Raw genomic sequence first — 19,216 nt, 5'->3', positions numbered from 1 at the left:
CTATGACGATTTTCTTTCATGCCCAAACATTAGGTTTTTACGATACCCGAGCCCATGGCGAGCGGACACTTCGGATCCCCGATCCGACGTGGGAAAGGCCTATGGTCAACATTCCGGATCCCGCTTGGGAAGTTGATCCCAACGCCCCTGAAGCGCAACGGCCTACCGTTGGCATTGCAGATGTCACGGCAGAACCACCCTTGATTGAAGTGGCAAATCCGGACTGCTGCCTGCCGCTCGCAGGAGAGCTGCGGGAAGTCAGTCTTGAAGAGTACCAAGCACTTTTCGCAGCTCAAGCCTCTGGCAAAGTGATCGGGGCCGATGGTAATCGCCCCATTATTTTGGAACCGCCCGAATTGACGTGGGAACAGCGCAAGCTTGAGTGTGTTGCGGTAGTTCGGGCGTTTCTGGATCAGACGGCCAAGTCCGCAGGATATGACGATATCAAGAATGCGATTAGCTATGCCGATGAGCCGGCAGTACCGCGCTTTCAGGCTCAGGGCCAGGCCTTCCGTTCCTGGCGGTCGCTGTGCTGGGCTTACTGCTATGAGCAGTTTGATGCCGTCGAGCAGGAGACGCGCGAGGTGTTCAGTCCGCAAGATCTCGTTTCTGAATTACCACAACTAGCACTTCCTTAAAAAGAGCGTTAGCAGATCGCCTAACGGCCCCATGTTCCATTCTCGTGACAGTCACACAAAACCGCCTTGGCGGTTTTTTTTTCGCCTGGAGATCCACCTATGGCCAATCGCCAAACCTACACCGTCCTCATTCCATTCCCCACCGGCAACGGCCACTGGTCTACCGCCGGCGAGGAACTCGACCTGCTGGACGTCGAAGCATCCGCCCTGCGCACCGCTGGCCGCCTGGAACTGACCAGCGTCCTCAACTCCACCCCGAAGAAGGCTGACTGATCATGGCTGAGGTTTTGAACTTCGAACACAACGGCATCACCGTGAACGCCACCGAATCCCCCGAGGCCATGGGTGGCCTGGGCGATAACGTCATCGGCCTGGTGGGCACTGCCCCCAACGCCCATGCGTCGATCCCGAAAAACGCCCCGTTCCGCATCAACAGCTTCACCACCCAGGCGCTGCTGGATCCCACCGGCGCCGAGACCGGCACGCTGTTCCACGCCGTGTACCAGATCCTCAAAGTGGTCAAGGTGCCGGTCTACGTGGTGATCGTCGACGAGGGCACCACCCCGGCCGATACCCTCAATAACGTAATCGGCGGTGAAGAGCCGGTAACCGGGCGCAAACTGGGCCTCGCCGCCCTGGCCAGCGTCCCCGAAGACCTGACCATCATCGGCGCCCCTGGCTTCACCGGCACCAAGGCCGTGGCCGGCGAATTCGCTTCCTTTGGCAAGCGCATCAAGGCCCGTGTGGTGCTGGATGGCAAGGACGCAACCGTCGCCGACCAGGTGACCTACAGCGGCGAACTGGGCGGCGCCGATCTCGGTTTCGACCGTTGCCTGCTGGTGCACAACATGCCGTCGGTGTACTCCAAGGCCGCGAAGAAAAACGTGTTCCTGGCGCCATCGTCCCTTGCCATCGCGGCACTGGCCAAGGTCAAGCAGTGGGAAAGCCCGGGCAATCAGGTGACCTTCGCCGAAGACGTTTCCCGCGTGGTTGAGTACAACATCCTCGACACCTCCACCGAAGGCGACCTGCTCAACCGCTACGGCGTGAGCTACTACGCCCGCACCATCCTCGGCGGTTTCTCGCTGCTGGGTAACCGTTCCATCACCGGCAAGTTCATCAGCTACGTGGGCCTTGAAGATGCGATCAGCCGCAAGCTGGTCAAGGCCGGCCAGAAAGCCATGGCCAAGAACCTCACCAAGTCGTTCATGGACCAGGAGGTGAAGCGCATCAACGACTGGCTGCAAACCCTGGTGGCCGACGAGACCATCCCCGGCGGCAGCGTGTACCTGCACCCGGAATTGAACAGTGTCGAGAAGTACAAGAACGGCACCTGGTTCATCGTCATCGACTACGGCCGCTACGCGCCGAACGAACACATGATTTATCAACTCAACGCCCGCGATGAAATCATCGAGCAGTTCCTGGAGGACGTTCTCTAATGTTTACCAACCGTGTAAGACAGGCCATTGCGGCCACCCTTCAGGGCTTGCCGTTGTCGGCTACCGTCAATTCCTTCACCCCGCCGAAGATTGACTTCGATATGGAACTCATGACCGGCGGGCGCTTCATCGCCGAGGAAATGGCCAAGAGCGCCAAAGTGCTCAACGCCACACTGGAGCTGCAAGGCGCGGGTCCGGAAATCATGCTTGCCCTGGGCGTGCGCCTGGGCGACGACATTTTGCTGAACGTGCGCGAAGCCGGTCAGGACCAGGACGGCAAGACTTACTTCACCTATCACACCATCGGCGGCAAGCTGAAAACGCTGACCGAGGCACCGGTGAAGATGGGCGATAAACCCACCATCACCCTGGAGTTCTCCTGCCGCACCTACAACCGCCTGGAAAACGGCATCCCGGTGATCGACATCGACGTGCGCACCCAGAAATTCGTGCTCAACGGCGTCGACATCCTCGGTGATGCCCGCCGCGCGGTGCTGATGCCGTAAGCCCCTTGCGATTTCTGTAGGAGCTGGCTTGCCTGCGATGCAGGCGACTCGGTGTATCCATTGCACCGAGGCGATGCCATCGCGGGCAAGCCCGGCTCCCACAGTGATCGCGCTGGCCCCGAGAGGTGCGGTGCTTTTCAACAACGTTTGACCAAGGAATTGACTCATGGCCTGGATGCCTCCGCTGCACATCCTGCTGTCCCCGATCACCGCCGACACCGGCGCGACAATCGAGCAGGTGCAACTCAAGCCGCTGTACTACGCCGCGCAAAAAGACGCGCTGGTCCGGGCCGGTGATGACGAGGATGACCAGTTTTTTGAACTGGCGAAACTCGCCACCGGCCTGTCGGAAAAAGAGCTCGACCAGCTCAAGCGCCCGGACTACGTGACCATCGCCCAGTACGTGCATGACATGTCGACCCGTCCGGCCTCGTTCTTCCTGGACGCAGCCCGCGAGCCCAGCGATTCGGCCACCACCGAGCAGGTGAAACTGCTGCTGCCGCTCAACGCCGCCGGCCGCACCCTGACTGCAGTGACCCTGGAAATGCCGGCCCTGCGCGCCACCAAAGTGATGAAAAAACTCACCACGGCCAAAGAGCGCGCCGAGTTCATCACCGCCCATTGCTCCGGTCTGATGATCCCCGACCTGGCGGACCTCACCGTGCCCGACTGGACCGAACTGCAGGAGCGCATCGACGATTTTTTAAATCAACCGGCGGCCTTCTTTCGGAGCGCGACATCGACGTAATCCTCGACGTCGTGCCGCTGGTTTACTCGGTAAACGAAGCGGAAATCCTGGACTGGGAAGTCGGAAAAGCATTACGCCGCTACGACATCGCGATCACTCGCCTTGGCGTCAAACAGGAGTAGAGCGGGATGCACATTAACTATGCGCTGGCGTTTGCCGGGCAGACGTATGACCTGGGGCTTTCGGGCGACGTTTCACCGGCGGCACACGATTTGACTGGGTCTTCTTCCCTTGATGCGGTGCCCGCCGCGCTGACGGACCTTAGCCTGGCACTGGCCAGCGCCAGCCTGGAAATCAACGGCTTGGCCCTGGAGCAGGTGCGGCTGCGCGAGACCCTGGAAACGCTCAACGGCACGTTGTTCATTAACGGCGATTCTCTGGCGGGCAAGACGGCGGATACCGCCTCTCATGCACCGAAAAGCGAACAGAAAGAACCCGCACCGACGACCGATTCCTGGGTGGACAAGGGCCTCAAGGCAGGGGCGGATCTCGGGAAGGATTTGGTTTCGAGCTTCGTTGATACGGCCAAGACCCGGGTGATGGGCAATCTGGTCGATGTGAGCCTCGGCAAGATTCCCGGAGTCGGGAAACTGTTCAAGGACGGGGGGCTTGATAAAGACAAGGGCAAAGGCGGCGACAAGCAATGTTGCCCTGGTACCGCCGGCCTACTTGAAACGGCGGCTGCACAGCTACCCGAAAGCGTTGGAGAGACAGTCCGGAATAAAGACAAGGTTCGCACCCCCGGGAATATGAAGAGGCGGCGCGTCAAGCTTCCCAAACCAGGACAAGCGGTTCCACGTGGACCGGCTGAAGCCATCGATGGCAAGTTGGCGGAGCTCAAGCCGCAACGTCTTCCTCCCTCGGCCAATGCCACGCCCCCGCTCAATGCAATGGGCCAGCCGCTTGCTCCGGTCTCGGTCAAACAGGCGGCTCAGGCGTCGACCAGTCTCTCTGGCAATTCGTTTGCCTCCTACGCGGCGCCGCCGGCAAATCGGCCTATGGCGCGCGGTTCGAGCAAAGATCTCGCCGCGAGTTTGTCAGGAGCGTTTGCCAAGCTGGAATCGGCAGGCACCCGCCGTCTCGGGCCGTTGAAGTACGTCGACACCGCCATGGATGTGGTCCAGGGCGTACGCAATGGCGATGCAAAAGCTGTTGCCTCCGGCCTCAGCACCGCGGGCGGTGCCTGGGCAGGAGCTTCCGCCGGCGCCGCTATCGGCACCCTGATTTTCCCCGGTGTCGGCACTGCTCTCGGTGGTGCAATCGGTGGTTTGCTTGGCAGTGAGGCGGGTGCCTGGCTCGGTGAAAAACTGTTCGGTCCAAGTGATCGCTTGCCCGCACCCAATGCGGTGAGCAAGGAACTCAACAGTGCCCGCACGGACAATGTCCAGGTCACGATTGCCCCGAGTATCCAGATCACCGGCGTCAACCCCGCTGACGCTCAGCAAGTCGTCAACCAGGTGATTCAGGCCCTGCAATTCCAATGCATGCCGATGGTCACTGACACGCTGGGTATCCGGCGCAACGCAGCACTGGCCGATCCAGGAGGTGATTGATGCGACAACAAATGGTACTCGGCGATTTCATCTTTGGCCTGTCCCGGGGCTTTACCTATTCCTCGCTGGTGCGTAACAGCGACGGCGGCTGGAGTGACCTGATGATTATTGCCAGCAAGCCCCAGTCGCGACAAAACGGTCAGAAACTGGAAAAACTCACGTTCAGCGGCACGGCCATGTACGCCGTCGGCATGCAGCGCCTCGACGAACTGCGCGCGCTGCAAAATGCGCGGGTGCCGTTGCCCCTGGTCGATGGTGTCGGGCGCAACTGGGGCCTGTGGCGGATTAATACTGTCGTGGAAACCCAGGGCAATGTGATCGATGACGGCACCGCCATGGTCATGACCTGGACCCTGGAACTGGAGGAATTCGTCAATGCGTAGAGCCCGAAGTATTGCCGGTGATTCGGTCAACCTGTTGCTCTATCGCGAGCTAGGACGATGCGATGACGCAGCTGAAGAAACCCTTTGGCGCCAGAACCCCGGCCTCGCAGAGTACGGCCCGGTGTTGCCAGCCGGTGTGTGGGTAAGTGTGCCCGAACTGGAGTCGCGGCCAACGGCCGTGCGCCCCGTTTCGGCTTGGGATTAAGGAGGCAGCATGGCCCAGGGATTTACCCCGATCGTGGAGTTTTACGGCGCCAATGCGGCGCTGCTCAATCAACGCCTGATGCACTGGAGCCACACCGACGCGGCGGGCATTGAGTCCGACCGACTTGAACTGACCCTCAATATCGAGGGCCTGGAAGGCCTGCCGAGTCTCAGTGGAAAAATCGGCTTGCGAGTCGGGTACCAGGAGTCGGGGCTGGTGGAAAAAGGCGAGTTCGTCGTCACCCAGCGAACCCCGGTGCTGTTCCCCATGCGCCTGATGATCGTCGCCACGGCGGCGCCCTTCAGCGTGGTCGACCAAACAGGCTACCGTCAGCGCCGATCTGCCAGTTATGGGCCGACGACCTTGGGGACGTTGTTTCGCCAACTGGTGGGTCGTCACGGTTATTCACCCCGTGTGGCGCCGTCTTTGGAAGGGATCGCGATTCCCCATATCGACCAGTCCAACGAAAGCGACATGGCCTTTATCACACGCCTCGCCAAGCGTTACTGCGCGGTCAGCAAGCCGATCAACGAGCTGTATGTGCTGGCTGAAAGTGGTCAGGTCAAATCGCTGTCCCTCCAGCAACTGCCGGAAGTGAAATTATCCATCACGGCTGACAATCGCCCCGGTGACCAGGCCTTTATCACCGCCAGGCTCGATGAGAAATCCCGGGCGAAATACGAGGGTAGCCGCGTCGCCTGGTGGGATGCGCCGGCGGGCAAGCAGCGCGTGGTTCAGGTCGGCAATGCCCCGTTCAAAACCTTGCGCCAACGCTGCCAGAACGAAGCGGAAGCGCGTGCCGTGGCCGAAGGTGAGCTGCGCCGTGTTGGCCGTGAAGATTTGCAGTTGCTGATCGATTGCCCCGGCAACCCGTTGCTATCCGCCGAAGGCTTGCTGCTGCTGGATGAAACCTGGCCGTCGTACATGCAGGGACGTTGGTCGATCAGCAAGGTGACTCACGTTGGCGACCCGGCGACGGGGTATCGAAGTTCGATTGTTGCTGGCGGGTTGTCTGTCTAGCCGCGCCCCCTCAACCAAACCCGCTCCCGAGCGGGTTTTTTATTGCCCGGTGAACCCATGAAGATCACCCCGTTACTGAATCACCTGCGTGATCACTGCCAAGGCTTCAACCAACAGATCCATGCCGGCCTTGATCTCGATGCCCTGCAAACCCTGCCTGACGCACCTGCTGCGGTCATCACGCCGATCGCCGACGAAGCCGCTGCCAACAGCTCACAAAACACCACCCGACAAACCCTGCGCGAGCATTTCGGCGTGGTGCTGGTACTCGATCTGGCGGACGGCCAACAAGCCATGGCGATGGACCAACTCCACGCCCTGCGCGCCGAAGTCTGGCGTGCCCTGGTGGGTTTCAGGCCCGAGCGTTTCTACGAACCCATCCAGTACGAAGGCGGCGACTGGCTGCTGTTGACGAAAACCCGCGGGCTGTACCGGCTGCGCTTTTTCGCCGAGTTCCAACTGGGACGCAACCTCAGCACACAGCCAGCCGAAACCTGGCCCGAGCTTGAGCTGGACGCTTTGCCGTCCTTCACCGGGGTGACGGTGCGGGTCGATGCCATCGACCCGGCCGACCCCAATCTGCAACGCCCAGGCCCCGACGGGCGCCTGGAAATGACCTTTTCTGCCGAGGTAAAACCATGAGCAAACGCATCACCGTACTGCCGGTTTCCGGCCGTGCCGTACCTGACCCGGAGGCGGGCGATCTGCTGCCGGCCGAAGGTCGCGAAGTCCCGGACAACGCCTGGTGGCGTCGACGTCTGGCCGATGGCGACATCACCACCAAAGCCGTCAAGGCGGCAAAACTACAGGGAGCCAAATAATGGCGATTGGATTCAGTCATATTCCGGCGGACATTCGTGTGCCGCTGTTCTACGCCGAGATGGACAATTCGGCGGCCAATAGCGCGTCGTCGGCCTTGCGCCGGCTGATCGTGGCCCAGGTCAACGACAACGTCACCAGCCCGGAAATCGGCAGCCTGGTGCTGGTGTCGAGCGCGGCCATGGCCAAGCGCATCGGTGGCCAGGGTTCGATGCTGGCGTCGATGTACGAGACGTTCCGCAAGAGTGACCCGGTGGGCGAGATCTGGTGCCTGCCGCTGCACAGCACCGAAGGCAGTGCCGCCAAGGCGGATCTCAAGCTGACCGGCACCGCGAACCAGGGCGGCATTCTCAGCCTGTACGTCGGCGGCACCCGGGTTCAAGCGACCGTGATCAATGGCGCCACGGCGGCCGTTGCCGCCACCGCCCTGGCGCTGAAAATCAACGCCAGCGCCGACCTGCCGGTGAGTGCGGTAGCCGCCGATGGCACTGTCACCCTGACCGCCAAATGGACCGGTGAGAGTGGTAACGACATCAGCCTGCAGCTCAACCGTTTGGGCCAGAGCAGCGGCGAGCAAATTCCCGACGGCCTGACCGCCGTGATCGGCAAAATGGCGGCGGGCGCCGGTGTACCGGACCAACTCGCAGCGCTGGCGGCACTGGGCGACGAGCCGTTTGAATTCATCTGCATGCCCTGGGCCGACACCACCAGCCTCAACGCCTGGCAAGCGGTGATGGATGACAACAGCGGTCGCTGGTCGTGGGCCAAGCAACTGTTCGGCCACGTCTATACCGCAAAGCGCGGCACCATCGGCACTCTGGTGGCGGCCGGGCAAGGGCGTAACGACCAGCACGTGACCATCCAGGCCATGGAGCCGGGCGTGCCGCAACCGTTCTGGGTTCAGGCCGCTGCATTGGCCGCGCGCACCGCGGTGTTTATCTCCGCCGATGCCAGCCGTCCGACCCAAAGCGGCAGCCTGCCAGGCCTCGACCCGGCCGACGCCAGCGAGCGCTTCACCCTGACCGAGCGCCAATCGCTGCTCAACTACGGCATCGCCACGGCTTACTACGAAGGCGGCTACGTGCGCATTCAGCGGGCGATCACCACCTACCAGAAGAACGCCTTCGGCCAGGCGGACAACTCCTACCTGGACAGCGAAACCCTGCACCAGTCGGCCTTTATCGTGCGCCGCCTGCAAAGCGTGATCACCAGCAAGTACGGGCGCCACAAACTCGCGGCTGACGGCACGCGCTTTGGCGCCGGCCAGCCGATCGTGACCCCGAGCACTATTCGCGGTGAGCTGATCGCCCAGTACGCCAAGCTGGAACTGGAAGGCCATGTGGAGAACGCCGAACTGTTCGCCGAGCACCTGATTGTCGAGCGTGACAGCCAGGACCCAAGCCGGGTCAACGTGCTGTTCCCGCCCGATTACGTCAATGGGCTGCGGGTGTTTGCGCTGCTCAACCAGTTCCGTTTGCAGTACGACGCGGCGGTGTAACCCCCGCGCTTTTCGCAACTGATTCCAGCCCGCCGCGTGCGGGCTTATTTTTGGGAGAAACATCATGGGTCAACTGATTGCGGGCACCTGCTACGTCAAAGTGGACGGCGCTCAACTGACCATCAACGGCGGCTGCGAAGCACCGTTGATGGCCGTCAAACGGGAAACTGTGGTGCCGGGTTTCTATAAGGAAACCGACATCACCCCGTCCTTCAAAGTCACCGCACTGCACACGCCGGACTTTCCGCTCAAGCAGCTGATCGCGGGCACCGACATGACCGTCACCTGCGAATTCAACAACGGCAAAGTCTACGTGCTGGCCGGTGCCTACCTGGTGGAAGAACCGGTGGCCAAGGGCGACGATGCCGTGATCGAGCTGAAATTCGAAGGCATCAAGGGGACCTGGCAATGAGCGATACGGTGAAGCTGCAAGTGGCCATCGAGGCCCACGGCGAGCCACTGGCCGAACTCACCCTGCGCCGCCCGACGGTGCAGGAAGTGCGGGCGATCAAGGCGCTGCCGTACAAGATCGACAAGGGCGAAGACGTGAGTCTGGATCTCGACGTGGCCGCCAAGTACATCGCGGTGTGCGCGGGTATTCCGCCGTCGTCGGTCAACCAACTCGACCTGGTGGACTTCAACGCGCTGAGCTGGGCCGTCGCCGGTTTTTTCATGAGTGCGGCGCAGGCACCGTCGCCGAGCTGATTGCGGTGGCCTATGACCTGGCCTGGTTCTGGAAGGTTGACCCTGAACAGATGCTGGCCAGGCCTTTGGATACGCTCCGGGAATCCCTGGAGCATGCGCAACGGATCAATGCGATGCAGCAGGTGCAGTGATGGCAGAAGCTCAGAAAGTAGAAAGTACCGCCGTGCGCCTGACCGGCATCGACCAGCTGTCGCCCAAGCTTGCTGCGTTGCAGGCCACCGTCGGGCGCTTCCGGCAGAACCTGGAGCAGACCGGCCTCGGCAAGCTGGACATCGCTGGTTTGGTGAAGGGCGGCGGGCTGGCGGCGCCGTTTGTCAGCGGTATCAAATCGGCATTGGCGTTCAAGGCTGAGGTCGGCGGGGTGAGTGCCGCCGTGGGGCAGGGCGTTACCGAAGCGGCGGCGCAGGGGATGAAGGATTTCAACGCGTCGCTGGACAAGGTCTCGGTGGCTTTCGGTACCGCACTGTTGCCGGCCGTCACGGCGGTGGTGGTCGGGCTGGAGCCGTTGCTGGCGTCGGTGGCCCAGGTGCTCACTGAAAATCCGCAACTGGTGCAGGGCCTGGCTGCCGGCGCGGTGGCGTTTACCGCGATACAGGCGGCCGTCACCGGCGTGTCTCAGGCACTCGGCTTGATGCAACTGGTGCTCAGCGCCAATCCGATTGTGCTGGTTGCCGTCGGCATTGCGGTGGCCGCGGGATTGATCGTCGCCAACTGGAAGCCGATATCGGCGTTTTTTGTCGGGCTTGGCGAGCGCGTGATGTCGGCGATTGGAACCCTGGGCGAGTTTTTTCAGACGGTCTTTGCGTTTCGTCCGCTGGAACAACTGATGCGCCTGTGGGGGCCGATCACTGGTTTTTTTGCCGCGCTTTGGGACTTGCTCAAGGCGCTCAGCGTGCCGGTGGTCGAGTTCATGAAGAGCCTGTTCAGTTGGTCACCCTTGGGGCAAATCATTGCCAACTGGGGCGTGATCAGCGGGGTGTTTGCGGCGATCTGGAGTGACTTCAAGCTCACCGCGCTGGCGGCCTTCACCGTCGTCAGCAGTTACTTTGACTGGTCACCCCTGGACAAGATCTCTGCCGTCTGGGGCACCGTAACCGGTGCATTTGCCTCGATCTGGAGCGATATCAAGTTGCAGGCCCAGGATGCCTTTGTGGTGTTGAGTGGCCTGTTCGACGACTGGCATCCGATGGAACAGCTCGAAGCCCTGTGGGCACCGGTACTGAGTTGGTTCACCGAGTTGTCGGAGAAGCTTGCGGTGATCACCGCGCCGATTCGCAAGCTGTTTGATGGTGGGCTGGGTGAAGCGATCAACCGGGCTACCGGCAGTGTGGTGGAGTTGACCACTGAGCAGCAGGCGCGCAATGCCGAAAGCGCGCGTAATCCATCCTGGTTTCGCAAGGGGCCTGAGTTGATTTCGCCGCTGGCGTCCAGCTCCAGTTCGCTGCTGCAACAAACCGCCGCCAACAACCGCACCCAGCTCAATGGCGACCTGCGGGTGAGTTTCGACAATGCTCCGGCCGGCCTGCGGGTCGACCAACCCAGCACCAACCAACCCGGCCTGAGTGTCACCCCGCGTGTCGGCTACCGTTCCCTGTCCCTTGGAGGCTCCAATGAGCTGGCGTGATCGTTTGTTGCCGGCGTCGTTTCGTGGCGTCGGGTTTTGGGTCGACCAGGCAAAAGTCCCGGTCGGCAAGAAGGGCCAGTTGCACGAATACCCTCAGCGCGACCTGCCGTTCTTTGAAGGGCTCGGCCAGCAATCCAGGGTGCATGAGCTGACGGCGTTTGTGGTGGGCGAGGATTGCCTGGAACAACGCGACAAGCTGCTCAAGGCCCTGGAGGAGGGCGCCGGTGAGCTGGTGCACCCTTGGCTTGGACGGTTGCAGGTCAAGGTCGGCGAATGCGAGATGACCCAGACCCGTCAGGACGGCGGGCTGGTGACATTTGCCCTGAAGTTCTATCCCGACGAACCCTTGAAGTTTCCCACGGCAGCGGTCAATACCCGCCAGTTGTTGCTGGTGTCGGCCGACAGTTTGCTGGGTTCGGCAGTACTGCGTTTTGAGCAGGCCGTCGCGCTGGTGAAGCAGGCGCGGGTGGGCATCCAGGCGTTGCGCAATGGCCTGGCAGAGGTTTACCAGGTGATTGAGCAGCAGTTTGCCCCACTGATTCAGTTGTATGGCGACCTGAATGCCTTGGTCAAAGCCATCAAGGAAGTGCCCAAGGAATTGAGCGCCGAGTTCAAGGGCTTGCTCGGCGATGTGAAGGAGCTGAAGGCGTTTGCCCGCACGGGTTATCGCGGCATGTTGGCCGACCTCTCGCAGCAGGTGGAAGCGGCTCGGAATATCGACGTGCCAAAGCTGACCACTGGCAAGGACAGCGTGGCCTCCGTGCAGGCCACCGCCAATCTGGTACAGGATGCGTTGTGGGTGAAGATCGCCCATTGGCTGGCGGATGTACCGGTGGCGACCAAAGCGGTGACCCTCAGCACTACGCCGTCCCTGGCGCAACAGGCGGCACAGCCGGTGCAGCGCCGTGAAGTGCCGGTGGCTGACGATGTGCTGGTGCTGCGTGACCTTCTGAACGAAGCCATGTGGCAGTCCGCATTGAAGGCCGACGTCGGGCACTACGTTGCACTGAACGACTTGCGCCAACAGATGTTTACGCATCTGACGGCGGTGGCTTCGTCTGGTGTACGGCTGGTCAACCTGACGCCGATGCGCAGCATGCCGGCCCTGGTGTTGGCTTATCAGCGCTTTGGTGATGCGACGCGAGTGGGCGAGGTGGTGCAGCGCAATCGGGTGGCGCATCCGGGCTTCCTGCCGCCTGCCGACCTGCAAGTGGTCAGGGAGTAACCCATGAACGATCTGGACAATGCCGTCACCCTGACCGTTGACGGCCTGGACTATGGCGGCTGGAAAAGCGTCGAAATCAGCGCCGACCTGGAACGCCAGTTTCGCACCTTCACCCTCAACATCACCTGGCAATGGCCCGGGCAAACCCTGGCGGTTCCCATCAAACCGGGTGCCCGCTGCCAGGTACGGATCGGTTGCGACCTGGTGCTCACCGGCTTTGTGTTCAAGGTGCCGGTCAGCTATGACGGCAAACAGATCAGCCTGAGTATCGAGGGCGGTTCGCTGACCCAGGACCTGGTGGACTGCGCCGCGATCAACCAGCCCGGTCAGTGGCGTGGGCAAAGTGTGCTGAGCATCGTGCGTGCACTGACGGCTACCTATGGCGTCGAGGTGCTCAGCGAGATTGCCGAGACCACGCGTTTGCATACCCACAGCATCGTGCCCGGTGAGACGGTATTTCAATCCATCGACCGCTTGCTGACGTTGTATCGGGTGTTCTCCACCGACGATGCAGACGGACGCCTGGTGTTGGCATTGCCCGGCAGTGCCGGGCGCGCAAATGACAGCCTGGAGCTGGGCAAGAACATCCTTTCGGCGAATGCTCCGAGGGACTTTGGCTCGGTGTTTTCCGAGTACCGGGTCATCGGCCAGCACAAGGGCGATGATCAGAAAAGCGCGACGGCGGTGAGTGAGGTTTCAGGCATTTCCCGGGATGAAAAAGCCACGCGAAAACGCGTCACGGTGATCAGCGAACCGACGCAGTTGACGCCTGAGTTGGCCCAGCAACGCGCCGACTGGGAGCGCTCCACCCGCACTGGCAAAGCCCTGACCACCACCTACACCGTGCAAGGCTGGCGGCAGTCCAACGGCGATCTGTGGCGCCACAACCTGTTGGTGCGAGTGATCGATCCGGTGCTGGGTTTCGACCAGGACTTGCTGATCTCCAGGATTACTTATTCGCTTTCCGAGCAAGGTTCGATCACCACCCTGCAGGTGGCGCCGCCGTCCACCTTTGATGCCAATCCGTTGCCCTCTGCTTAACCCCCAAGGAATTTCCATGAGCCTACTGACTCGCCTGCTGGCGCGCGGCACTGTCGTGCTCGCCCACTCGGCCACCAAGCTGCAATCGCTGCAAATGCGCCTGACCGCAGGCGAAGTGAACGACGACATGGAGCACTTCGAACCCTACGGTTTCACCAGCAACCCGTTGGCCGGTGCTGAAGGCATCGCCACATTTCTGGGCGGCGACCGTTCCCATGCCATCGTGTTGGTGGTGGCTGACCGGCGCTATCGGTTGCAGTCCCTGGCACCGGGTGAAGTGGCGATCTACACCGACGAAGGCGACAAGGTTCACTTCAAGCGCGGGCGGGTGATCGACATTGAAACCGCCACCCTGAACATCCGCGCCAGCAGTGCCGTGAACATTGATACGCCGACCCTGACCCAGAGCGGCAAGATCATCTCCCAGGGCGACCAGATTGCCGGCGGTATCAGCCAGATCCGGCACGTGCATGTGGGCGTACAGCCGGGCAATGGCCAGACCGGCGCGCCGGCGGGAGGCCAGTGATGTTTGTCTCCGACAACCTGAAAAATGCCCTGACCCGTTCGGTGATGATCAGCCTGTTCACCTGGCGCCGTGCCGCGCCGGACGATGCCGTTGACGATGACGAGCGCTTCGGCTGGTGGGGCGACAGTTTTCCCAGCGTGGCCGACGACCGTATCGGCTCAAGGCTGTGGCTGCTGCGCCGGGTCAAGCTGACCCGCCAGACGCAACTGGACGCCGAATTCTATGCCCGCGAAGCCCTGCAATGGCTGATCCACGACGGGCATTGCAGCGCCATCGAAGTCCTCAGTGAACGCCTCGACGCCCAGCGCCTCAGCCTGCGCACGCAGCTGACCCTGGCCGACGGCGAGCGCCTGGACATCAACCCTGATAACAGTTGGCAGGTGATCTATGCCGTTTGAAACCCCTTCGCTGCCGGTGCTGATCAAACGCACCCAAAGCGACCTGGCCAGCGATTCGCTGCGCCAGTCCGATGCCCAGGTTCTGGCGCGTACCCTGAGTGGTGCGGCGTTCGGCCTGTACGGTTATCTCGATTGGATCGCTGAGCAGATCCTGCCGGATACCGCTGATGAATCCACCCTGGAGCGCATTGCCGCGTTGCGCTTGAACCAGGCGCGCAAGGCTGCGGTGGCGGCCACTGGCAGCGTGAGTTTTACCGCCGCGGCGGGCGCGGTGCTGGATGTGGACACGGTGCTGCAAGCCAGTGATGGGCGCAGCTTCAAAGTCACTGCTGCCGGCACGACCCACGCCGGCCTCAACACCACCACGGTGCAGGCGATTGATGCCGGCACTCTGGGCAACGCTGATGCTGGGTTGAGCCTGATCGCGGTGCAGCCGCTGCAAGGCATTGGCTCGACCTTTACCGTGCTGGCGCCGGGGCTGACCGGCGGTGTGGCGCGAGAAACATTGGAGTCGCTGCGGGCGCGGGTGATTCGTTCCTACCGGGTTATTCCCCAGGGCGGTTCGGCGCAGGATTACGAGACATGGTCACTCGAAGTGCCCGGGATTACCCGAGCGTGGTGTCGCGGAAATTACCTCGGGCCGGGGACGGTGGGGGTGTTCGTGATGCGTGATGACGACCCGCAACCGATCCCGAATGCAGCGCAGTTGGCGCAGGTGCAAGCCCATATCGAACCGCTGCGGCCGGTGACGGCTGATGTGTATGTGTTGGCGCCCGTGATGAAGCCGGTGGCTTATCAGCTGCGGCTGACACCCGACACCAGCGCCGTGCGTGCGGCGGTCGAGGCGCAACTGCGGGACTTGCACAACCGTGAGGCGGGGCTGGGTGAGACCTTGTTGCTGACCCATATCGCCGAAGCCATCAGCACTGCGACCGGTGAGACCGATCACACACTGACAAGCCCGCTGGCGGACGTTACGGCAGCGACGAATCAGTTGCTGGTGTTCGGAGGTATCACATGGCTGGAGTAAGGACCGCTGGCCAGTATCAAGAACAACTGATCGCCTTGTTGCCCAGCGGTCCGGCCTGGGATCTGGAGACGGTGCCGCAGTTGGAGACGGTGCTCAAAGGCATCGCCGAAGAACTCACGCGCATCGACGCCCGGGCCTGCGACCTGCAAAACGAAATGGACCCGGTGACGGTCAGCGAACTGGTGCCCGAGTGGGAAAGGGTGATGCAACTGCCCGACCCTTGCCTGGGCTTGAGTCCGCTGTACGACGACCGTCGCCTGGCAGTGCGTCGACGCCTGTTGGCGGTGGGCAGCCAGCGCGCCGCGTACTACATCGAAATCGCCCGCAGCCAGGGCTATCCGGACGCCAGTGTCACTGAGCATCGCGCCCCGCGCATGGGCCGCTCGCGCTTCGGCGCCGCGCATTTCGGCACCTGGCAGGCGCACTTCATGTGGACCCTCAACACCGGTGGACGCCAGCACCTGGGCCGACGGTTTGGGGCGAGTTATTGGGGGGAGCGGTTTGGCGTCAACCCGGGGAATGCCCTGGAGTGCCTGATTCATCGCAGCGCACCTGCTCATACGCAGGTGCACATCAATTATGACTAGAGGGTAGAAGCGTGGATTATCCAAAGAGTGTGCCCAGCGTTGGGCTGGTGAATGGCAAGTTTGTGGATGAAAACCCGGTGACGGGGACGCCGGGGAGTTTGATTCCGGCGGCGTGGGGGAATGGGGTTACGCAGGAGATTTTGAATGTGCTGGCGGCGGCGGGGATTGTTCCGGATGAGGCGAAGACCGATCAGTTGGCGCAGGCGCTTAGCGTTTTGAGTGATTGGTTGAAGTTGAAGAATAAGCCGACGACGTTGGCGGGGTATGGAATCACCGATGCAATGCCAGCGGGGGCGGGCGGTCTTCTTTCTGTTGCTTCTATTGTCCAGGGCAAGGTATCTGATCTTCCTGCTAATCAGTTCATCGCAGCCGGCGACGCCACGACCGATAAACCTGTTGCGGTGAGTTATGGCGCTGGCTTGCATATAAAGTACCCCGATCGAAAGTATGGCTTTGATCTCCTTTCAGGCGTTACGGGGGAGTGGTTTGGTATGCGCAAGCTTGCTGAAGATGGCAGTGGAGCATGGCGTATGCTGTGGCATGACGGGAATTTCAATCCGGCAGCCAAAGCAGATAAAGCAACATCGCTGGCGGGATATGGAATTACTGATGCATTAGTGGTTGGGGGCACCAGCCGTCAACGACCTATCTTATCCGCGCAAGTCTTGGGAGAACTTGGCAATGGTGTTGGTGGTGCGTTGGAAATTCGTGAGGCGCAGGAAGTCAGTAATAGCCAGACCGGTTTTGACTATGCACCGCGAATCCTATTCCACTGGGCGGGGCTGATTGCCAGGTCTTTAGCTATGAACTCTGCGGGCGAACTCATGTGGGGATCACAGACAGCTTGGACTTCCGGGAATTTTGACCCTACGCGTAAAGCGAACGTGGCTACTACGCTGGCGGGTTACGGGATTACCGATGCGCTGTCAGCTTCCAGCTTTTTAAAACCAGTAGCTGGGCAATGGATTTCGTTGGGCGGTGCGATCCCGGCCGGCGGAACTTGGGCCTATTTCTGTGCCAATTACAACGGCAATGGTCAGGCACTTGGGGGCAGCAGCGGCGTGGTCGCTGGAGGCACCGCAGTGGGTAACGGAAATAGCGTCGGTTTTGCATGGAGGATTCAGTAATGGATAACGAACAACGTCCCGAGCAGTACAACATAGAGGACATCTATCTTAAAAAAGACGGTAGTTACTTAGTCACCTTGGACGGCTATCCCTACCATGTGACTGAAGCAGAAACACCGGAAGTTTATCGCGCAGTGCGTTTATTGATTGATTCGGGTGAGCGGTGCCAGGAGCACATTGACCCCGTCATTTCCGATGCTGAAGTCCAGGCAAATGAGCGCATGTGGCGTGATTCGGAAATTCAGCGCATCAGTTGGGTGCGCGATCGTCATCGTGATCAGTTGGACATGGGATTGAAAACCACGCTTTCTGCTGAGCAGTTCAAAGAGTTGCTCAAATACACTCAAGCATTGCGTGACTGGCCCCAGGCTGAGAGCTTCCCCTCGATAGCCAAACGGCCCGCTGGATTGCCTTGGTTGGTCGCTGTTGCTCAGTAAATGTCTGGGCGTGTGAGAGTAAAAAACGATGCTGATAACACTCCCTCAGCTTATCCAAGTAATGCCTGGAGCCCGCCTTAGAGCGGGCATTTTTTTAGCTTCTTTAAATGAGGCTATTACGCTTTACCAGATCACCACCCCCAAACGCATCGCCGCCTTCCTCGCCCAAATTGGCCACGAATCCGGCGAACTGCGTTACGTACGTGAATTGGGCAGCGATCAATACCTCAGCAAATACGACACCGGCACCCAGGCAGCCCGCCTGGGCAACACACCCGAAGCCGATGGCGACGGCCAGAAGTATCGTGGCCGTGGCCTGATCCAGATCACCGGACGGCGCAACTACCAGGCGTGCAGCCAGGCGTTGTTCGGTGATGAGCGTCTGTTGCAGCAACCGGAGTTGCTGGAGCAGCCGCAATGGGCGTGCGAATCCGCCGCGTGGTTTTGGCAGAGCAATGGCTTGAACGAGCTGGCCGACAACGACCAGTTCACCACCATCACCCGGCGCATCAATGGCGGCCTTAATGGGCTGGATAACCGTCTGCAGTTGTGGGCGCGGGCAAAGGCGGTGCTATGGGCTTCCTGACGTCGTACCGGCTGCTTGGCTTTTTGCTGTTGTTGGCGGTTTCGGCGGCAGTTGCATGGCAGGTACAGGCTTGGCGGTACGGCACGCAACTGGAGCGACTCGGGGCTATGTACGCCGAAGCGCAAAGCCAGCAACAACAGGCCGAACAGGACAAACGGCTGGCACTGGAGCAACAACTCAGTGCCAGCGACCAACAACACGCCCGGGAGCTTTCCGATGCACAACGTGATCAGGCTCACCTGCGGGATCGCCTGGCCACTGCTGATGTGCGGTTGTCAGTCCTTCTCGACGCCAGCGACCCCGCCAACCGCTGCGCAATGCCAGCCACCGCCGCCCCCGGCAGCCTGGTTCATGCAGCCCCGCGAGCCCGACTTGACCCGGCGCATGCTCAACGAATTATCGCCATCACCGACGACGGCGATAACGCAATGATTGCTTTGCGTGCCTGCCAGGCGTATGTCCGAGCCGTCGCGCGTTAGTCTCTTGTAACTTGCATGGCCCATGGGCTCCTGTAGGGTAGGCAAACGCCCGCCCATCCCAGGAGACGACCGTGAAGGAAATTACTCAACTCGCCGCTGAACTTGGCCGACGCTTGCAGGTTCTGAATGCCCACGTCACCACAGCCGAGTCCTGTACCGGCGGCGGTATCGCCGAGGCGATCACGCGGATTCCCGGGAGTTCGGCCTGGTTCGAGGCCGGGTACGTCACGTATTCCAATCGCCAGAAGACCCGGCAGTTGAATGTGCCGGAAGCCCTGTTCCCGAAAGTCGGGGCCGTCAGCCGCGAAGTGGTGGAAGCCATGGTCCGCGGCGCCCAGGAGAAAAGCCTGGCGCGTTTTGCCGTGGCGGTCAGCGGCGTGGCCGGCCCCGATGGCGGTTCGCCGGACAAGCCGGTGGGCACCGTATGGCTGGCCTTTGGGGTTGGCGATGAGGTCAGCGCCGAGCTCGAACACTTCCCCGGCAACCGCGATGAAGTCCGCCGACAAACGGTAAAGGCCGCGCTAGAGGGCTTGTTGCGACGAGCTGCAGCAGAAATAGAAAATCAGGGGTAGGCGATCACGGATCTTTGTGGAACAATACTGTCTACTTATACAGGTGTTGGCCGCCAGGCCTTATTGA

General features: G+C 61.1%; 27 protein-coding genes. All 27 read left to right on the top strand.

Annotation, left to right across the window (positions count from 1 at the left end):
- Positions 1-2: 2 nt before the first annotated feature.
- The 27 genes from HX875_RS25495 to HX875_RS25370 all read left to right on the top strand — a co-directional run bounded on the left by HX875_RS25495 (position 3) and on the right by HX875_RS25370 (position 19,149).
- Positions 3-638, top strand: coding sequence for a hypothetical protein (locus HX875_RS25495; protein ID WP_177046850.1), 636 nt, complete (start codon positions 3-5; stop codon positions 636-638).
- 99 nt (positions 639-737) lie between these two features.
- Entirely contained in the window at positions 738-911 is a 174-nt protein-coding gene (locus tag HX875_RS25490; protein ID WP_177046848.1) for a hypothetical protein, read from the top strand.
- A 2-nt stretch (positions 912-913) separates the two neighbouring features.
- Positions 914-2,080, top strand: coding sequence for a tail protein (locus tag HX875_RS25485; protein ID WP_010170109.1), 1,167 nt, complete (start codon positions 914-916; stop codon positions 2,078-2,080).
- The gene (locus tag HX875_RS25480) at positions 2,080-2,586 is read left to right on the top strand and encodes a phage major tail tube protein (RefSeq protein WP_177046846.1); all 507 of its coding nucleotides are present in this window, start codon (positions 2,080-2,082) and stop codon (positions 2,584-2,586) included. Before HX875_RS25485 ends, HX875_RS25480 begins: the two co-directional genes overlap by 1 nt.
- A gap of 166 nt (positions 2,587-2,752) precedes the next feature.
- Positions 2,753-3,334 carry a phage tail assembly protein gene (locus HX875_RS25475; RefSeq protein WP_177046844.1) on the top strand — a complete coding sequence of 194 codons (582 nt, stop codon included), beginning with the start codon at positions 2,753-2,755 and terminating at the stop codon, positions 3,332-3,334.
- Between the two features lie 128 nt (positions 3,335-3,462).
- Positions 3,463-4,887 carry a tail tape measure protein gene (locus HX875_RS25470; protein ID WP_177046842.1) on the top strand — a complete coding sequence of 475 codons (1,425 nt, stop codon included), beginning with the start codon at positions 3,463-3,465 and terminating at the stop codon, positions 4,885-4,887.
- Complete coding sequence (locus HX875_RS25465; RefSeq protein WP_177046840.1) at positions 4,887-5,270, top strand: phage tail protein; 384 nt, start codon at positions 4,887-4,889, stop codon at positions 5,268-5,270. Before HX875_RS25470 ends, HX875_RS25465 begins: the two co-directional genes overlap by 1 nt.
- Complete coding sequence (locus HX875_RS25460) at positions 5,263-5,475, top strand: tail protein X (protein ID WP_177046838.1); 213 nt, start codon at positions 5,263-5,265, stop codon at positions 5,473-5,475. The genes HX875_RS25465 and HX875_RS25460 overlap by 8 nt, the downstream gene beginning before the upstream one ends.
- A 9-nt stretch (positions 5,476-5,484) precedes the next feature.
- Positions 5,485-6,495: a contractile injection system protein, VgrG/Pvc8 family gene (locus tag HX875_RS25455; RefSeq protein ID WP_177046836.1), complete on the top strand. Its 1,011-nt coding sequence runs from the start codon at positions 5,485-5,487 to the stop codon at positions 6,493-6,495.
- Between the two features lie 57 nt (positions 6,496-6,552).
- On the top strand, positions 6,553-7,137 hold the full coding sequence (locus tag HX875_RS25450; protein ID WP_177046834.1) for a phage tail terminator protein: 585 nt from the start codon (positions 6,553-6,555) through the stop codon (positions 7,135-7,137).
- Positions 7,134-7,316, top strand: a complete 183-nt coding sequence (locus HX875_RS25445; protein WP_177046832.1) for a DUF2635 domain-containing protein — start codon at positions 7,134-7,136, stop codon at positions 7,314-7,316. The genes HX875_RS25450 and HX875_RS25445 overlap by 4 nt, the downstream gene beginning before the upstream one ends.
- On the top strand, positions 7,316-8,812 hold the full coding sequence (locus tag HX875_RS25440) for a phage tail sheath subtilisin-like domain-containing protein (protein ID WP_177046830.1): 1,497 nt from the start codon (positions 7,316-7,318) through the stop codon (positions 8,810-8,812). The genes HX875_RS25445 and HX875_RS25440 overlap by 1 nt, the downstream gene beginning before the upstream one ends.
- A 64-nt stretch (positions 8,813-8,876) precedes the next feature.
- Positions 8,877-9,224 carry a phage tail tube protein gene (locus HX875_RS25435; protein ID WP_010170089.1) on the top strand — a complete coding sequence of 116 codons (348 nt, stop codon included), beginning with the start codon at positions 8,877-8,879 and terminating at the stop codon, positions 9,222-9,224.
- On the top strand, positions 9,221-9,517 hold the full coding sequence (locus HX875_RS25430; RefSeq protein ID WP_010170087.1) for a phage tail assembly protein: 297 nt from the start codon (positions 9,221-9,223) through the stop codon (positions 9,515-9,517). Before HX875_RS25435 ends, HX875_RS25430 begins: the two co-directional genes overlap by 4 nt.
- 5 nt (positions 9,518-9,522) lie before the next feature.
- Positions 9,523-9,648: a hypothetical protein gene (locus tag HX875_RS32895; RefSeq protein ID WP_010170085.1), complete on the top strand. Its 126-nt coding sequence runs from the start codon at positions 9,523-9,525 to the stop codon at positions 9,646-9,648.
- On the top strand, positions 9,648-11,141 hold the full coding sequence (locus HX875_RS25425) for a hypothetical protein (RefSeq protein WP_177046828.1): 1,494 nt from the start codon (positions 9,648-9,650) through the stop codon (positions 11,139-11,141). Before HX875_RS32895 ends, HX875_RS25425 begins: the two co-directional genes overlap by 1 nt.
- The gene (locus tag HX875_RS25420; RefSeq protein ID WP_177046826.1) at positions 11,128-12,366 is read left to right on the top strand and encodes a DNA circularization protein; all 1,239 of its coding nucleotides are present in this window, start codon (positions 11,128-11,130) and stop codon (positions 12,364-12,366) included. Before HX875_RS25425 ends, HX875_RS25420 begins: the two co-directional genes overlap by 14 nt.
- Before the next feature lie 3 nt (positions 12,367-12,369).
- Entirely contained in the window at positions 12,370-13,407 is a 1,038-nt protein-coding gene (locus HX875_RS25415) for a phage baseplate assembly protein (protein WP_177046824.1), read from the top strand.
- Positions 13,408-13,423: 16 nt separating this feature from the next.
- The gene (locus tag HX875_RS25410; protein WP_010170077.1) at positions 13,424-13,933 is read left to right on the top strand and encodes a phage baseplate assembly protein V; all 510 of its coding nucleotides are present in this window, start codon (positions 13,424-13,426) and stop codon (positions 13,931-13,933) included.
- Positions 13,933-14,331, top strand: a complete 399-nt coding sequence (locus tag HX875_RS25405) for a phage GP46 family protein (RefSeq protein WP_177046822.1) — start codon at positions 13,933-13,935, stop codon at positions 14,329-14,331. Before HX875_RS25410 ends, HX875_RS25405 begins: the two co-directional genes overlap by 1 nt.
- A complete protein-coding gene (locus HX875_RS25400) occupies positions 14,321-15,361 on the top strand; it encodes a baseplate J/gp47 family protein (RefSeq protein ID WP_177046820.1) in 1,041 nt (346 codons plus the stop codon). Before HX875_RS25405 ends, HX875_RS25400 begins: the two co-directional genes overlap by 11 nt.
- The gene (locus tag HX875_RS25395) at positions 15,349-15,948 is read left to right on the top strand and encodes a YmfQ family protein (RefSeq protein ID WP_169386173.1); all 600 of its coding nucleotides are present in this window, start codon (positions 15,349-15,351) and stop codon (positions 15,946-15,948) included. The genes HX875_RS25400 and HX875_RS25395 overlap by 13 nt, the downstream gene beginning before the upstream one ends.
- An 11-nt stretch (positions 15,949-15,959) precedes the next feature.
- Positions 15,960-17,075 carry a hypothetical protein gene (locus tag HX875_RS32890; protein ID WP_371321497.1) on the top strand — a complete coding sequence of 372 codons (1,116 nt, stop codon included), beginning with the start codon at positions 15,960-15,962 and terminating at the stop codon, positions 17,073-17,075.
- Complete coding sequence (locus HX875_RS25385) at positions 17,075-17,512, top strand: phage tail assembly chaperone (RefSeq protein WP_177046818.1); 438 nt, start codon at positions 17,075-17,077, stop codon at positions 17,510-17,512. Before HX875_RS32890 ends, HX875_RS25385 begins: the two co-directional genes overlap by 1 nt.
- Positions 17,513-17,540: 28 nt before the next feature.
- Positions 17,541-18,098 (top strand): glycoside hydrolase family 19 protein, encoded by a 558-nt coding sequence (locus HX875_RS25380; protein WP_177046816.1) that lies wholly within the window; start codon positions 17,541-17,543, stop codon positions 18,096-18,098.
- On the top strand, positions 18,086-18,577 hold the full coding sequence (locus HX875_RS25375) for a lysis system i-spanin subunit Rz (RefSeq protein ID WP_177046814.1): 492 nt from the start codon (positions 18,086-18,088) through the stop codon (positions 18,575-18,577). The genes HX875_RS25380 and HX875_RS25375 overlap by 13 nt, the downstream gene beginning before the upstream one ends.
- Before the next feature lie 71 nt (positions 18,578-18,648).
- Positions 18,649-19,149, top strand: coding sequence for a CinA family protein (locus tag HX875_RS25370; protein WP_177046812.1), 501 nt, complete (start codon positions 18,649-18,651; stop codon positions 19,147-19,149).
- Positions 19,150-19,216 lie beyond the last annotated feature (67 nt).

This window comes from Pseudomonas yamanorum (assembly GCF_013386765.1).
In the GTDB taxonomy this organism is placed as follows: Bacteria; Pseudomonadota; Gammaproteobacteria; order Pseudomonadales; family Pseudomonadaceae; genus Aquipseudomonas; species Aquipseudomonas yamanorum_A.
This window is presented reverse-complemented; position numbering and strand designations above follow the sequence as displayed.

What these genes read in the sequence shown, in the direction of transcription:
- HX875_RS25400 (WP_177046820.1), top strand. Translation starts at nt 14,321, where the DNA reads ATGCCGTTTGAAACCCCTTCGCTGCCGGTGCTGATCAAACGCACCCAA.
- HX875_RS25425 (WP_177046828.1), top strand. Translation starts at nt 9,648, where the DNA reads ATGGCAGAAGCTCAGAAAGTAGAAAGTACCGCCGTGCGCCTGACCGGC.
- HX875_RS25395 (WP_169386173.1), top strand. Translation starts at nt 15,349, where the DNA reads ATGGCTGGAGTAAGGACCGCTGGCCAGTATCAAGAACAACTGATCGCC.
- HX875_RS25450 (WP_177046834.1), top strand. Translation starts at nt 6,553, where the DNA reads ATGAAGATCACCCCGTTACTGAATCACCTGCGTGATCACTGCCAAGGC.
- HX875_RS25460 (WP_177046838.1), top strand. Translation starts at nt 5,263, where the DNA reads ATGCGTAGAGCCCGAAGTATTGCCGGTGATTCGGTCAACCTGTTGCTC.
- HX875_RS25440 (WP_177046830.1), top strand. Translation starts at nt 7,316, where the DNA reads ATGGCGATTGGATTCAGTCATATTCCGGCGGACATTCGTGTGCCGCTG.
- HX875_RS25375 (WP_177046814.1), top strand. Translation starts at nt 18,086, where the DNA reads ATGGGCTTCCTGACGTCGTACCGGCTGCTTGGCTTTTTGCTGTTGTTG.
- HX875_RS25490 (WP_177046848.1), top strand. Translation starts at nt 738, where the DNA reads ATGGCCAATCGCCAAACCTACACCGTCCTCATTCCATTCCCCACCGGC.
- HX875_RS25480 (WP_177046846.1), top strand. Translation starts at nt 2,080, where the DNA reads ATGTTTACCAACCGTGTAAGACAGGCCATTGCGGCCACCCTTCAGGGC.
- HX875_RS25405 (WP_177046822.1), top strand. Translation starts at nt 13,933, where the DNA reads ATGTTTGTCTCCGACAACCTGAAAAATGCCCTGACCCGTTCGGTGATG.
- HX875_RS25495 (WP_177046850.1), top strand. Translation starts at nt 3, where the DNA reads ATGACGATTTTCTTTCATGCCCAAACATTAGGTTTTTACGATACCCGA.
- HX875_RS25435 (WP_010170089.1), top strand. Translation starts at nt 8,877, where the DNA reads ATGGGTCAACTGATTGCGGGCACCTGCTACGTCAAAGTGGACGGCGCT.
- HX875_RS25420 (WP_177046826.1), top strand. Translation starts at nt 11,128, where the DNA reads ATGAGCTGGCGTGATCGTTTGTTGCCGGCGTCGTTTCGTGGCGTCGGG.
- HX875_RS25475 (WP_177046844.1), top strand. Translation starts at nt 2,753, where the DNA reads ATGGCCTGGATGCCTCCGCTGCACATCCTGCTGTCCCCGATCACCGCC.
- HX875_RS25485 (WP_010170109.1), top strand. Translation starts at nt 914, where the DNA reads ATGGCTGAGGTTTTGAACTTCGAACACAACGGCATCACCGTGAACGCC.
- HX875_RS25445 (WP_177046832.1), top strand. Translation starts at nt 7,134, where the DNA reads ATGAGCAAACGCATCACCGTACTGCCGGTTTCCGGCCGTGCCGTACCT.
- HX875_RS25380 (WP_177046816.1), top strand. Translation starts at nt 17,541, where the DNA reads ATGCTGATAACACTCCCTCAGCTTATCCAAGTAATGCCTGGAGCCCGC.
- HX875_RS25470 (WP_177046842.1), top strand. Translation starts at nt 3,463, where the DNA reads ATGCACATTAACTATGCGCTGGCGTTTGCCGGGCAGACGTATGACCTG.
- HX875_RS25385 (WP_177046818.1), top strand. Translation starts at nt 17,075, where the DNA reads ATGGATAACGAACAACGTCCCGAGCAGTACAACATAGAGGACATCTAT.
- HX875_RS25465 (WP_177046840.1), top strand. Translation starts at nt 4,887, where the DNA reads ATGCGACAACAAATGGTACTCGGCGATTTCATCTTTGGCCTGTCCCGG.
- HX875_RS25430 (WP_010170087.1), top strand. Translation starts at nt 9,221, where the DNA reads ATGAGCGATACGGTGAAGCTGCAAGTGGCCATCGAGGCCCACGGCGAG.
- HX875_RS25415 (WP_177046824.1), top strand. Translation starts at nt 12,370, where the DNA reads ATGAACGATCTGGACAATGCCGTCACCCTGACCGTTGACGGCCTGGAC.
- HX875_RS25455 (WP_177046836.1), top strand. Translation starts at nt 5,485, where the DNA reads ATGGCCCAGGGATTTACCCCGATCGTGGAGTTTTACGGCGCCAATGCG.
- HX875_RS25410 (WP_010170077.1), top strand. Translation starts at nt 13,424, where the DNA reads ATGAGCCTACTGACTCGCCTGCTGGCGCGCGGCACTGTCGTGCTCGCC.